This is a genomic window from Paenibacillus sp. FSL R7-0297, from assembly GCF_038009025.1.
In the GTDB taxonomy this organism is placed as follows: domain Bacteria; phylum Bacillota; class Bacilli; order Paenibacillales; family Paenibacillaceae; genus Paenibacillus_AQ.
On the sequence record NZ_JBBPAQ010000001.1, the window covers coordinates 7,191,900 to 7,205,884 of the forward strand.

General features: G+C 54.3%; 9 protein-coding genes. 3 read left to right on the top strand and 6 right to left on the bottom strand.

From position 1 onward, the window contains the following. Positions 1–141 precede the first annotated feature (141 nt). The 5 genes from MKZ24_RS31115 to cobD form a co-directional block, all read right to left on the bottom strand. A complete protein-coding gene (locus tag MKZ24_RS31115) occupies positions 142–1,170 on the bottom strand; it encodes a histidine phosphatase family protein (RefSeq protein ID WP_340790257.1) in 1,029 nt (342 codons plus the stop codon). Between the two features lie 11 nt (positions 1,171–1,181). Continuing rightward, positions 1,182–2,147, bottom strand: coding sequence for an adenosylcobinamide-phosphate synthase CbiB (cbiB, locus tag MKZ24_RS31120; protein ID WP_340789667.1), 966 nt, complete (start codon positions 2,145–2,147; stop codon positions 1,182–1,184). Between the two features lie 52 nt (positions 2,148–2,199). Continuing rightward, positions 2,200–3,114, bottom strand: a complete 915-nt coding sequence (locus tag MKZ24_RS31125) for an adenosylcobinamide amidohydrolase (protein ID WP_340790258.1) — start codon at positions 3,112–3,114, stop codon at positions 2,200–2,202. Positions 3,115–3,367: 253 nt separating this feature from the next. Next, positions 3,368–8,341 (bottom strand): S-layer homology domain-containing protein, encoded by a 4,974-nt coding sequence (locus MKZ24_RS31130; protein ID WP_340789668.1) that lies wholly within the window; start codon positions 8,339–8,341, stop codon positions 3,368–3,370. A 680-nt stretch (positions 8,342–9,021) separates the two neighbouring features. Beyond that, a complete protein-coding gene (gene cobD / locus MKZ24_RS31135; RefSeq protein ID WP_340789669.1) occupies positions 9,022–10,140 on the bottom strand; it encodes a threonine-phosphate decarboxylase CobD in 1,119 nt (372 codons plus the stop codon). A 303-nt stretch (positions 10,141–10,443) separates the two neighbouring features. Between cobD and MKZ24_RS31140 the strand changes: the two genes are divergently transcribed. Beyond that, positions 10,444–10,587, top strand: coding sequence for a hypothetical protein (locus MKZ24_RS31140; protein ID WP_156122982.1), 144 nt, complete (start codon positions 10,444–10,446; stop codon positions 10,585–10,587). 96 nt (positions 10,588–10,683) lie between these two features. Further along, positions 10,684–11,688: a lipoate--protein ligase gene (locus MKZ24_RS31145; RefSeq protein WP_042233303.1), complete on the top strand. Its 1,005-nt coding sequence runs from the start codon at positions 10,684–10,686 to the stop codon at positions 11,686–11,688. A gap of 359 nt (positions 11,689–12,047) precedes the next feature. Here MKZ24_RS31145 and MKZ24_RS31150 read toward each other — a convergent pair whose 3' ends face one another. Continuing rightward, on the bottom strand, positions 12,048–12,770 hold the full coding sequence (locus MKZ24_RS31150; protein WP_042233302.1) for a metal-dependent hydrolase: 723 nt from the start codon (positions 12,768–12,770) through the stop codon (positions 12,048–12,050). A 231-nt stretch (positions 12,771–13,001) separates the two neighbouring features. Between MKZ24_RS31150 and MKZ24_RS31155 the strand changes: the two genes are divergently transcribed. Then, positions 13,002–13,913 carry a DMT family transporter gene (locus tag MKZ24_RS31155; RefSeq protein WP_042233301.1) on the top strand — a complete coding sequence of 304 codons (912 nt, stop codon included), beginning with the start codon at positions 13,002–13,004 and terminating at the stop codon, positions 13,911–13,913. The last annotated feature ends 72 nt before the right edge of the window (positions 13,914–13,985 follow it).

Genomic DNA, 13,985 nt, shown 5'->3' on the forward strand with positions numbered 1-13,985 from the left:
ATACACTTGGCTGGTTAACCCTGTCGACGGCGCATTGTATTCGGTTTTTCGCATACATTTGGCTCGTGAACGCTATCGGTGGTGCAATGTAGTCGGTTTTTCGCACCCGAGTTGTAGCTGTCCCTAGTCCACCCGTGGTAGCTACACTTCGCGCGGCATCATGCGCCAGGCTCCTTCATCCTTCAGAAGATTCAGTACAGTGACTTCACCCGGAGCGGGTGCAGCTGCTGTATAGAAGGTTACTCCTTCGGTCAGACGCGCCAGCAGCAGACGGATGATACCACCATGAGTTACAATCAGCACGCGCGGAGGCGGGGGATTGGGCGGTGAGTCTGGCGCTAATGGAACTCCCGAAGATAAAATTGGTACTGGTGGAACCGCCACAGTTGAAATGGGCACTGGTGAAACTTCTGCTGGAGGAACTACCGCTGGTGGAACCACCCTTGGTTTGCTGGCTTCAAGACAGGGCATACCGTCGTCCATGCTTCTTAGCTCAAATTCCTGCACCAGCTGAGCCCAGAAATCATCCACCCGGGCTTCAAACTCTTCCCACGCTTCCCCTTCCGGCGGTGTTACTAACTCGGGGTGGTCAATCCAGCTGCGGTAATGCCCGTTATCCTTCAGCTGGTCATAATTGCATCCTTCCCAGGCACCAAAATCCAGCTCGCGCAGCCGCGAATCATAGTTGGCCTGCCGCTCCAGGTGTGGAGCCACGGCTACCAGCGTCTCCCTGCACCTGAGCAGGTCACTGCAATAGACACGCCAGAATTCCCCGCCGAGCGCAGGCTGGTCGCTTAGTGCGGACAATTGCTGCCGCGCCTCCGGCAGCAGCGGCAGATCCGTACTCCCTAAATAGCGCCGTTCCTTGTTCCACTGCGTGTGCCCATGACGGACAAGCACCAGCTCCAGTTCCTGCTCCAGTTGAGGCTCCCGTGCCAGCTCCTGCTCCTGTTCCATTTCCTGCTCCTGCTCCTGCTCCAACTTCAACTCCAGCTCCTGCTGCGGTGCCGGGTTTCTTATGCTACTGCGACCTGACGGAGCCAAGCGGCCTTCCTTGTCCTTGTCCTTGTCCTTGTCCTTGTCCTTGTCCTTGTCCTTATCTTTGTCCTTATCTTTGTCCTTATCCTTATCTTTGTCCTTACTCGTATCCTTACCCTTGTCCTTGTCCATCTGCACTCCGCTCAGCCCCCCATCCCCTGCCATAACAAGGCAACCGCTGCACACAGGCAGACAAATATGGCTGAAGACAGCATCATTATCCGCGCAGTCACGATAATATCCTCCGGCTCCATTGTCCGCAGGGGATCTCCCATGTAGGCGCGGAAGGAGGTTACGCTGTGGTATACATTTTCTCCACCCAGCCGGATGCCCAGTGCTCCGGCAACTGCCGATTCCGGGTAACCGCTATTCGGGCTGGGATGAAGACGTGCATCCCTCCGGACGGTACGCCAGCATCTCCGCCAGTCCAGCCGCAGCAGTGCTGCACATAAGGTTAGCAATAGCGCTGTAATCCGCGCCGGTATGTAATTGGCCACGTCATCCAGCCGGGCGGATGCCCAGCCCAGATCGCGGTACTTGTCGTTCTTGTAGCCGACCATGGAATCCAGCGTGTTCACCGCACGGTAAGCCATTGCCAGCGGAGCCCCGCCCAGCAGGGCGAAGAACAGCGGCGAGATGATCGCGTCGACGATATTCTCCGCCACAGTCTCCACTGTGCCGCGAACGATTTCCGGACTCTCCAGGTGGCCCGTATCCCGGCCGACAATCATTCCCAGCGCTCTGCGGGCAGCGGGAATATCCCCTTGGCGGAGTTCTGTGAATACCGCCATCCCGGCATCCTTCAAGCCTTTGGAGGCGATCGTTGTCGAGATCAGCCACACTTCGGCCGCCCCGGCCAGCCAGGGGGATATCCGGTAGAGCAGCAGCACTAGCAGCGCTGTCAGCACCCATGCGCCTCCTGCTATCAGGAGCGGAAGCAGCAGCCCCGCCCGCTTCAGGGCACGGGGCGCCGATGCGAAGCGGCGGATAAGCCACTCTATCGCGCTGATGGCCTTCCCCATATAAACAACGGGATGGGGAAAATTACGCGGATCGCCGACAATCCGGTCCACTATATAAGCAGCCAACAGTATGATGGCAAGCTTCACCTTGGTTCACCCCGCTGCAGTTCCTGGCGGACCATGTTCATCAATCCAGACATTATTCCCGGCCGCCTTTCTTCAGATGGCCGTGCTGCCCATTTAGTGCTTCTTTCGGCGGTAACAGTTCAGCTGCCACTACTGCTTCGACTTCAACTGCTTCTTCTCCACCCGCGGCTTGCCTAGTTTCCACAGAAGCCGCCAGTTGCTCTGCCTGCGCCAAGTCAGCTAGTTCCGCTCTCCGCACAGCTTCCGCCGCCTTCACCGAACGCAGACTTTCCGTCACCGCACTGTACACCAGCCTACCAATGGCTCCCCCAAGGTCGGTCGCTGTTCCGGCATACACATGCTCCGCTGCATAGCGGCGGCTCCCGCTCACCGCAAGCACGATGGCATCCGTTGTGGTCCCGGTTGCGAGTAGACCGTTCTCGGAATCCGTGATTCCGAGATCTGCCAGTGCGGCAGCCTTCGCTTCCGTGGCCGTCATCACGGCATTGACCATGGCCGATGGCGACAGCCAGCCGTCAATGCCGAGCATGATATTAATCGTGCCCGGGCGGTATGCCGCCAGCACGCTGCGCTGCGAGCCGGCGCGGGCGGCATTGCCCGCAGCCGCTGTCACGCAGCACATAATCCCCGCAGAGCCGGTATCCTCCTCGGCAACTGCGGCATGTTCAAGCGGAACGGCCGTCATCAGTCCGGCACAGCCGTCCAGCGGATAACCCCACTCCTGCAGCTTATTTTTCATATCCCGTACCGGATTGCTGCATTCGTAGTCCCGGGAGACATATTGGTTTACCGCCCGCTTCAGGCGGCCTGTTCCTCCGCCATACACCGCGCTTGATATACTGTCCACCTCAGCCGGAAATTCCAGCAGCAGATGGCCTTCCCGCCACTCCAGCGTTAGTCCCTGCCAGACCCTGCTCTGGTACACCGCCAATCCACCGTCAAGATTAAAGGGTAGGTTCACATTCATTTCTTTCACATTACATCCGCTCCTCTCGCGCAGTAAACTATTCCTAAACCCACTATATCATTATATATATAAGACGCACTTAAGATTTGAACCTGAAGCTTAGTCGTCACTGCAGTGAACCTTTGGACTTCCGACCGCTGCCCGCCCCAGATTTCTTGATATATAGTTTCTCGTCTCCTCTGTATCAAGGTTTGTAGCCTGCAAACAAAAAGCTGACGCCGGAAATCCGGACGCCAGCTTACTCTGCCTCATTCTACTGCTGTTCAGTTTTGTCTAACAGTCTAAGAATCAGGGTCACGGCCTCTGCCCGCGTTGCCTGATCATTCGGAGCCAGCCGGTTATTGCCTTGGCCTTCAACCAGACCCGCTTCATAGGCGGCTGCCGCATACGGCTGACCCCATGAAGGAATAAGCTCCGCATCAGCAAATGCTGCCTTAGCCTTGGAGTCAGTCTTCCATTCCAGCGCCCGGGCGATCATTGTAATCATCTCCAGACGGGTAATCTTTCCGCCGGGCCTGAAGGACTGATCCGTATAGCCTGTAATCCAGCCGGATTTAACCGCTGCGGCAACATATGGCTTCGCCCATGGCTGAATGATGCCTTCATCCGTGAAGGAAAGTCCGGATTGCGCAAGGTTCACCTGTAAAGAGCGGCCCAGGATCACCGCGAATTCACTGCGTGTAACGGCTCCGTCCGGACGGAAGGTTCCGTCTGCATAACCGTTCACCAGCTTGCGCTGCGCCGCAGTTATAATGCTCTCTTTTGCCCAGTGCTTCTCTACATCCTTGAACGCAGGCTGAGTAGCCAGACCGCCATCGCCTGTATTTCCTGTGCTGCCTGTGCTGCCCGTATTGCCGGTGGTTACGATAGTACCGATAGTTCCGGCGCTCCCCGTGCTGCTGTTGCCTGAATTCCCATTATTGTTGTTGTTACCGTTGTTACCATTGTTGCTGTTGTTGCCGGTGTTCCCTGTATCCGTGCCTCCGTCAGGCTTGGTGTCTGCCTTTAGAACCGTCAATACAAAGCTTTTCTGCGCCTCCGCCCCGTCTTTCTTCAGAATGGCCGTCAAAGTCACCCCGGTTGTACTCGCCGGACGCTTAACCTCCCCTTTACTGGAGATGATATCGGGACTACTTGAGGTCCAGGTGATTTCACTTCCATGCTCACCTGCTGCCGGCAAAATAACGTCTTTCGTAACCGAGGTCTGGAGGTCTCCATCAGTATAAACAATTTCAAGCTGATCCTTATCTAAGTTAACAGCCAGCGGTTTCGGTAAATCACCTAAAGTTATCGTTACTGAGGCTGTATTTAACGGAACCGTAACGATACCTTTGGTGTTATCCATTATGCCTGCAGATACATCCGTAATATTGTTCACCATGCTCGGCAATTGGACACTGAAGCTAGCCTCTCCCGCACCAGCTTTCGCCTGGCTCAAATCGCAGCTGAAGGTAACCACGAGCTGGTTGTCTTGTCTTACAATGCTGTACCCGACTCTGCCGCCTTGCAGGGCGGGGTAATTCTGCACACGCGCCACCGCATTATTGTTCCTCCTGGCAGCATCCTTGACCCACTCCTTAGGAATACCGCGGCCTACAATAATCTCCGTCTTCTGATTCTGATCATAAATCCGCTCGGCAATCAGAGAGTCAATGAGTACCTTGGAGTTAACGGATTGTCCCCACATATGCTGGGCCGATCCGCCGCCGCCCGGTGTATTCTGAAGGTTCAGCTGATCATTCGTCTGTGCCCAAGGACTTCCCGGAACGGGATAATTGATCCCTTCCCACCAGCTGAACGGCCCGCTCATCGAATTTCCAATCATGAATTCATACGCTTTAATGCCCATATCCCGGTATTCTTCTCCTCGCAGCGCTGCGCTTCCGTATCCGGCGTTGTACGCACTTGAATAAAAGCCATGCGGATAACCCCCGAAATTGTACGGAGAATCTGTCGTATCCTCCTGAATACGCCGGTTGATTCCATAGGAATACGTATCGTCCAGCAGCTTCAGGTTGATATTGTCCTCAGGCTGCTCCGCCCCATACAGATATCCGTCCCAGTGCCATCTGCCAAACAGGAACATGGAAGCCCAGTTTGCATCTCTGGAGTCTCTCATCCGGTTCTCATCATTGGTCTCAACGACCGAAGCCGGAATATAATCAAGTCCTTCTTCGGTTATCGTCTGCTGCAGCTTGGTTGTGAATTTGGCCAATAAGTCGTCATACCTTGCTTTTGCCCACTCTGCTTCCTGCAAATAGGCTTCGTCATTCTTTATACGGTAGAGCTCGCGGGTTACATATTCATAGGCGGTCAGACCGGTCAGGGCGGAATAATTGTCGATCGTCCAGTTGCCCTCGGAATCAATCGCATACGTTTTTTTCATAATTCCGTCAGCGTTGCGGTCACTCTCGATGGTTCGCGCCCCGAATTTAACCCGCTTCTCAAATACGGTACCGGTAGAGCCGTCATCAGCGGTCATCTGCTCATCGAAGATAGAAGCATCTCCGGTTTTACTTAAGTAAACCGCATAGGCCCACGGAATTTTCCAGTTCGTATCCCAATACAGATTGCTGTCCACCTGCCCCGTCTCCATGTTGATTCCACCTGTCAATGGGATACTCTTCAGATAATCCTGCGCATGGGCGAAATCCCCGCTCTGAATCAGGTTCACCAGAATACCCAGCGTATCATGGGAGAATAACCGGGCATAGCCGTTCTCCCCCACATGCAGATACGAATCATCTTTAATAATCAGCGTATCGATATAGCCGGATTTGAACGCATTTTCAAGCTCCCGGTTCGGTAATCCGATATCCACTACTGCTGAGAGTCTCGTCAGCCAATAAGCCTTCATCTCACTGTAGTTGGCTTCGAAGGTTCCCAGACCCGCCACCTGCTCTTTAGTTAAGGAAGTAAACCGGGTCAAGTTCTTGTCAAAATATTCATATTTATCAGCTTCAATCGCATATTCCCTGACAACGCTTTCCCCCGGCTGAACGGTGTACGTATTTACAGCGTCCGCATTGAGTGGCACCAGATTGCCCGAGACGACCGGCAGCAGCATGAGCTCGCCTGAATGATTCGCAGCCGTGACTCTCGAATAGTTGACGACATAATCCTTATGGTCCACCGTATGCTTGTTGGCGAAGGTCTCAATCTTGTAGTCTACTTTATTCTTCGTATATTCACTGATCATTACCGGTAAATAACCTTCCCCCTTGGTCCACTTGATGTTGCTTGTGTCCGCAACTCCGAAGGTAACCATTTGTTTCGGGGCCACCGGACCATGCTGCTCCGGACGGCTTCCGCCGATTTGATACGATCCGTCCAGAAAAGCGAGGGAAGCATTCTTATCTCCTTCGAAGCCGAAGGCCGCAGTCATTTGTGCATGGGTATCGTACTGGTATTTGCCCGCAGTCTTCAAATTATGAACCGCTTCCAAAACAGCGGAGTAGGCGGTCAGCTTCTCGTCATCCGGGGCGTTGGCCCCCAGCGCCTTGGCGGCTTGCACAGCTTCATTCAAGGTGTTCAGGGAACTGAGGGTGTAGCCTTTAATGACGGCCCGGCTAATAAGATCGATCTGTCCGGCAATCGCCGCCATATCCATCTTAATCTCCAGCTGGTCTCTTGCCGCCTGTAAATGGCTGAGTGCTGCATCGATCCCCTCCTGATTAGCGTCAAAATCGTTCAAAACCAGACCGGCATTAGCCAACGCGGCTTCGAGTGCAGACCACGACTGCACGGTGTACAGCCTGCTGTTGTAGTTAGATTTGGCAATATCATCGATTAAGGCCTGCAAGGCGGTTCTGTCCACATCCGTATTCTTAATAATTCTTAAAATGCCGGTGCCCAGATGTGCTTCGGATTGGAAGGCTCCGGAGACGCTTTTGCCGAAAAATTCACTTGCCGTTTCCCCGTTCTTCTTCATGACCATCCAGCGGTATTTGCCGGCGGAGAGATTCTTCTGTGATAAAACCAGAGCGTACCGTGTATTTCCGGCAAGACTGTAACGGAGTGGAATCGTAGTCATTTCACCGTCCGCAACACGGTCCCGGCTGACCACGGTTTCTGCAAGAGGAGCACCCGCCGGGAAGCCGGAAGGGTCTGTCCCATATAGCTTCACAGTCAAGTCGCTTACGCTATTGGACATTTTTCTCACATTTACTTGTGCGTACTGCATCTCGAAGCTCTCCTGAGCAGTAAAAGTCTGATATCTATCCTGCTGATCCCCATTACTGCCGAACTCGTATTCATTCTCCGCAGCACCTGTGTAATCGATCATCAGATTGGTTTCTCTTCTTACCAGAGCCGCTTGCTTCTGCTCTAGAAGAGACAGGGCCGTGTCGATCTCCGCCTGAAGGGCATCCGGCTTGTCCAGAACCTCCTTGGCTTGAATCCTTGCTTTGGCAAAGTCCTGCCAGGATTCATCCGTGTGTACACCTTGGAGTTTGTCCTTCACCTGATTATAGGCAAGCTGCAGCGCACTTTTGTCGGCTACCTCCTTGCTGCTTACCGCAAGTCCCGAGAAGGACATGTTACCGTACCGTGAAAGGGTTTCTGCCTGCAGACCCTCAACCTTTAATTGCACATTGGCGGGCACCTTAATTTGATACTTGTATACTTCCGAGGTCCCACCCGCATTGATTTCCTTCGTCTCCATGAGGTTCATATCTGCATAGATCCTCACAGCAGCTTTCGCCTGCCATAGCCCGATGCCGAAGACGACCGTTGACTCCTGCGGCTGGGGGGCAATTTGGAAGGTCCAGCCTACATTCCCGTATATCCCCGAATCTCTATTCTTGGGGAAAAACACGCCGAATCCGGTATCCTTGACAGCCCTTTCATAACCAGGCATGCCGTCATTCCAGGAATAGGACAAATAATTCCCGTCATTGCCCCTATCTGGCTTCCCTTCGGTACCTGTCGTACCGTTCCCGTACACGCTGAAGGTTACAGAGCTGGGCACGGCCTTTTTAATCTGAATCATGTCATCCGGTCCATTGCCTCTCAGATGCAGCCAGTCTACATTCCCAACCTCCGACAGATCCAGTGCATACTCCCCTTCTACTTTACTTTGGGTAATATCAAGTACGGCGGACCTTACAGCGGCATCTGTGCCTTCTGCTCCATAGGCGGCCGGGGGCTGGCCAAGCGGGGTTGAGGATAGGACCAGTGAAGCCAGCAATATCAAGACGGGGATTTTTCGTAAGGGTATTCTGAACATTCTTTAACCTCCTTGTGTATTTGATTTAAGCATATAAAAACCCGGTAAATTTAAACATACGAATATCTTTACATCCAGCCGACTTTTTTTACCTCTTTACGGCCCGGCCATCCGGTTAACCTTAATGCCTGGGTTCATGTACGCTTAGCAACAAGTCTGCGGGGTGAACGCGTTGCCGGTAATATCCAGGTAACATACATTCTTCAAACACAAAAATACATTCTTCAAACACAAAAAAACCGTTCCTGTAATTAATGGAGGTACCACCCGCCATTTCTAAAGGAGCGATTTCTATGTATACTCACCAGATGATGGACCCTTCCGATAAGAGACGGGTTCCGTTCCGTGCTATAGCCGGCCTAATAAGTGGAATTATGACATTTAATTATATGCTTTAACCGTGCATACGGTTATTAAGTGGAAAAACAGCATCTAATTCTCTTGATTTCGCCTCCAAACGGGGATGCGGGACGAATAGATGTACTTTTTCCAACTTCTGTCCCGAAAATGTCTGTTTCAGGCTAAATAAATGCTCTTTTTCCACTAATTTCTTGAGGAGAGGCTACGTGCACACTGGCAGCGAAGCGAGACGGAGAACCGTTGCTGGCTGGCACGCTGACGGCTAGCGGCGGGTGCGTAACGGCGGGCGGCTGGCTCGCTCTCCATTGTTGCAGCAGCTCTCAGCTCCCCGCCCGCAGCGCCGCCCCCAGCTCCCGCAGCAGCCGGGCATTGTCCGCCCGGCCCTTCACTGCGACGCGCATATGCCCCGGCTCAAGGCCGGGGTACATCGCGCAGCTGCGGACGAGTATGCCGCCCGCGCCCAGCCGCCGCTGCATCTCCTGCGCGCTCCACGGAGCGGCCAGCCGCAGCAGCAGGAAGTTCGCTTCGCCCGGCGGCACTTCGCAGCCGAGCTCAAGCAGACCTTGGCGCAGCAGCTGCCGCTCTGCTGCGATCAGCGCGCGCGTCTCCTGCCCGTAGCCGTCGCCGCTCTGCAGACAGGCTTCACCGGCCAGCAGCGCCAGGCCGTTCACGCTCCAGGTCACCTGCTTGCCGGTCATCGCCGCGGCAAGCTCCGGGTGCGCGGCGGTGAAGCCCAGCCGCAGCCCGGGAATGGCAAAGAACTTCGTCATCGAGCGCACCAGCACCGTATGACGGTAAGCCCCCAGCTCCGGCAGCAGGGATTGCCGGTCCGCCTCCGGGATGAAGTCGGTGAACGCTTCATCCACGGCAAGAATCGTCCCGCAGGCTTCCGCCCTGCGGGCCAGCACCCGCAGCTCGTCCAGCGGATACTGGACGCCGTTCGGATTATTCGGCTGGCCGAGGAACAGCAGATCCGTCTGCTCCAGCAGGCCGGAGATCTCGTCCACGGAGGCCCGGTAATCGCTGCCTCGGGTCCCCTGAACGGACAAAACCTCGGCACCGAACTGCTCCGCCAGCTGGCGGTACTCGGAGAAGCACGGCTCGACGATGCCTACGCGGCGCGGGGCCTCTGCCAGCAGGAGCAGGGCCATCGACTCGGCGGCTCCATTGGCAACGGTAATCCAGTCCGTGCCTACGCCCAGGCTCTCCGCGAGCAGCGCTTTCAGCCTCCGGTGTCCGGGATCAGGATACGCTGTAATCGCGGAGACTGCATCCCGCAGCAGCGCGAGCACCCCCGGCGGCGGGCCCAGCGGATTAATATTGGCGCTGAAATCCAGGAAGCCACCGCTATTCTCTCCGTATAGCTCGGCCGCAGTCAACAGATCGCCGCCGTGTCCGTATTTTTCAAGCATGAGTACACTCCCTTTACGCTCAATCATTACTTCATTAATTTAATTGAACTACACTTATTTGAGTAGCAGATCAGCCGCTGCCAAAATCCTGCCCATAATACAACATTCTCCGCATGATCCCGGCAATAATCCAGAACTGTTGTATAAAAGGCAGCATTTCGTCCCCTCCAAGCGGTTTAGCAGGACAATTCTTGTATCTCATACAACAATCTGTGTGAATAATGAGGTATTTAGGATGCAAAGTTGCAATACGTACAACACATAAGCCTATGTAGTGTGAAACTTAGCAATCCGTCACCCAATTATCGGCCAATTGCCGGAAGTACGTCAATGCTCCACAGCAAACGCACAGGTGCGCCCGGCATGATGATCCCAGGCACTTATCAAGCGGAGAAATACCGGGCGAAGCTGATTATGCCGGGCAGAAGTCCTCCTCCAGCCTCAGTGGAGGGTAAACTGGCGGCCCTTGCGTAACTCCGGCCGGCTAAGTAAACTTTCGATTTTGTGGAAATCTCTCTTTTAGTTTAGAATAAGTACAGCAGTTTACTATGGCCAAGCGGAGGAATCACTATGCTTTTTATCGATAACACCGGAATTACAGACGCATCGGTCAATCTGGCCATTGAGGAATTTGCACTCAAGAACCTGCCGATGGACGAGAGCTATCTGCTTTTTTATATCAACAGCCCGTCGATTATTATCGGCAAACATCAGAACACCATCGAAGAGATCAACCAGGAATATGTGAAGGACAACAATATCCAGGTTGTACGGCGGTTATCCGGCGGCGGCGCGGTCTATCATGATCTGGGCAATCTGAACTTCAGCTTCATTACCAAGGATGACGGACAGTCTTTCCATAACTTCCTCAAATTCACCCAACCCGTTATCGACTATCTGCAGTCGATGGGAGTGAACGCCGAGCTGAGCGGACGCAACGATCTTCAGGTAGGGGAGCAGAAAATCTCCGGCAATGCCCAATTCTCCACACGCGGACGTATGTTCAGCCACGGCACCTTAATGTTTGACCTTAATCTGGATGATGTCCAGGCTTCACTGAATGTGAATCCCGAGAAGTTCAAATCGAAGAGCACCAAGTCCGTACGCAGCCGCGTCGCCAATATCAAAGAGCTGCTGGGCAACCCCGATATGACGATTGAGGCGTTCCGCGAAGGCCTGCTGCGTTCCATCTTCGGGATGGAGGCGTCCGAGGTCCCCCAGTACAAGCTGACCATGGACGACTGGGTGCGGATCAATGAAATCTCCAAGGAGCATTACCAGAACTGGGACTGGAACTACGGCCTCTCGCCAAAAAGCAATGTGAAGCATACCCGCAAATTCCCGGCTGGGCTGGTGGATATCCGCATGGATATTGAAGATTCTGTCATCCGCGAGATCAAAATCTACGGGGACTTCTTCGGCGTCGGCGATGTGGCGGATGTGGAGAACGCGCTGCGCGGCAAACGTTATGCGGAAGCTGACGTCAGAGAGGCACTGGCTGATCTCGATCTGAAGCATTACTTCGGCCGCATTGAGCCGGAAGACTTCATCGGACTGGTGTTTCTTGAAGAATAAACTTGAGGAATAAAATAGAAGGCATTACAGGCCAAAGCCCTCCCGCGCGGATGATCTCCGCACCGGAGGGCTTTGCCGTATACGCTTGCCGGTATTGAACCAAGCACTGCCGCTCCCCCTCAACAAGCAAGTGGATAAACGTATCTTAAATCGCCCGTTTCTGAGGATTCCAGGGAAGCAAGTGGATAAACAGCATCTATTATTGCTCTCATTCGCTACTTAGGCCGAACCGAGAGGTTATAAGTGCTGTTTATCCACCTGCTGTTGCAGCAGGAAGCATTCATTCATCAGCAAGTGTACGAAATCCAACTATTTCCGGTCCTCACCGCATCCTGACCTAACCCGTTCGCTATCAGACGTCATCCCAAAGAGGGTGTAAGCACAAACACAAAGACAACCAGCGCCAGCGTGAGCATTACGCACACCTTCTCCACCGCATTGCCTTTCTTCGTGCCGGTGCTCATCAGCTTCAGCCGCAGCTTGACCGGCAGCGGGGGCAGCGGCGTAATTCCGCGCTGGGTCAGGGAATCGGCCAGCAGATGCAGGCCGTAGGACATACTCCCGGCAATCCAGAGACTGCCGCCATCATCCATGCCCTTTGATACAAAATACAGCAGCGCCCCCCAGCCGGCCACGGCATACAGCGTATGCGTGATTCCCCGGTGCGGGACAACGGAAGCTACGACCAGCACACAGGCGGCAATATAGTTCCATGGCTCATAGGCATCGGCAAAAGCAAACAGCGCCAGCGCAATCAGCAGCATCACCAGATGCCTCAGCCTCCTGCCCGGCAGAAAAGACACACTGCCGACCAGCAGAGCCAGGGCCATATTCCACGGCGGAGCAGCGATTCCTGCAAAATAAAGATAAATAGCCGCCCCGATCAGGGATACCTGCAGGATACGCAGCAGAAACTCGGGAACTGCCTTGCGTACCAGCAGTGAATTCGGCTCGTCGATATCGGGCAGCAGCGAGCTGACCACCGCAACGGCGACGGCCGGAAGAGTGATTTCAAGCCCAAGCAAACTCATGGCGGACAAGGTAACCCCGGTGCTGATAACTAAATGGGATTTGCCCATCATGGTGAATCCGCTCCTTCATATGAGAGTATAATGATTCTGGATGCCCGAAATAAGAACAAGTGTGCGGTTATCGAAGTATACCAAGGCTTTCCTTTTTTGTCCAGCGGATAACGGGTTACAAGCTTCCTGTATCCCGTACGGACACGGCCGCTACGCAGTTTCGGCTTGTCCTGCCCCCTGATTTAGGATACAATTTGGACAACTCAACCGGCCCTGAAAGGATGACACCTTGTGAATCGCTCCCGAATCGCCGATCTAAGTCTGCTGCTGGTGGCGATGATGTGGGGATGTACGTTTCTTATTGTGCAATCTGCCGTCCGGGTACTGCCGCCGCTTGCCTTCAACAGCATCCGGTTTATAGGTGCCGCCCTGCTGCTTGCCCTAATTACTGCCGTCTTCTACCGTCAGGAATGGAAGAAGCTAAGCTTACGTATGATTCTGCATGCTCTGCTGCTGGGCCTGCTGCTCTTCTTGGGCTATGGCTTCCAGACCATAGGACTGCTGTATACTACCACCTCCAATACAGGGTTCATTACCGGACTGTCAGTGGTACTTGTACCTTTCCTGTCTCTGGCGCTGCTGAAGCATGCCATCTCCCGTTTCACCTGGTTCAGTGCCGGACTCGCTGCGGTTGGCCTGTATCTGCTGACCTTCACCGGCTCTGCGTTCTCCCTGAATAAGGGCGATGGCCTGATCCTGCTCTGCGCCGCCTTCTTTGCACTGCAGATCGTGTATACCGGCATATATGCGCCGCGTTATCCGGCCTTGCCGCTGGCCGCGCTGCAGCTTGCCTTTGTGGGCCTGTTCAGCGTCCTGGCCTCCCTTCTGGTGGATGGCCCCGCACCGCTTATGCACAGCGGAGAGCTGCTCGCGAAGCCGGAAGTGCTCTGGGCCATGCTAATCTCCATCGGCCCGACCAGCGCCTTCGCCTTCTGGATTCAGACCGCCTGCCAGAAATACACCACCCCGTCCCGGGTGGCGATTATTTATGCCACAGAGCCGGTATTCGCTGCAGTAACGGGCCTGCTCTTCGGCGGAGAGATACTCGGCCTGTCCGCTGCGCTAGGCTGTGGATGCATACTTGCCGCCATGCTGATGGCGGAGCTGAGTCCTGATCCAGTGCGGACGAAGGCGGAGGGCTAGCCCCATTTTAAAAGTTACATGCTTCAGACAAAAAGTCGTGCTTCTGTTCCCCTTCTTATAGAAGATTCAGCG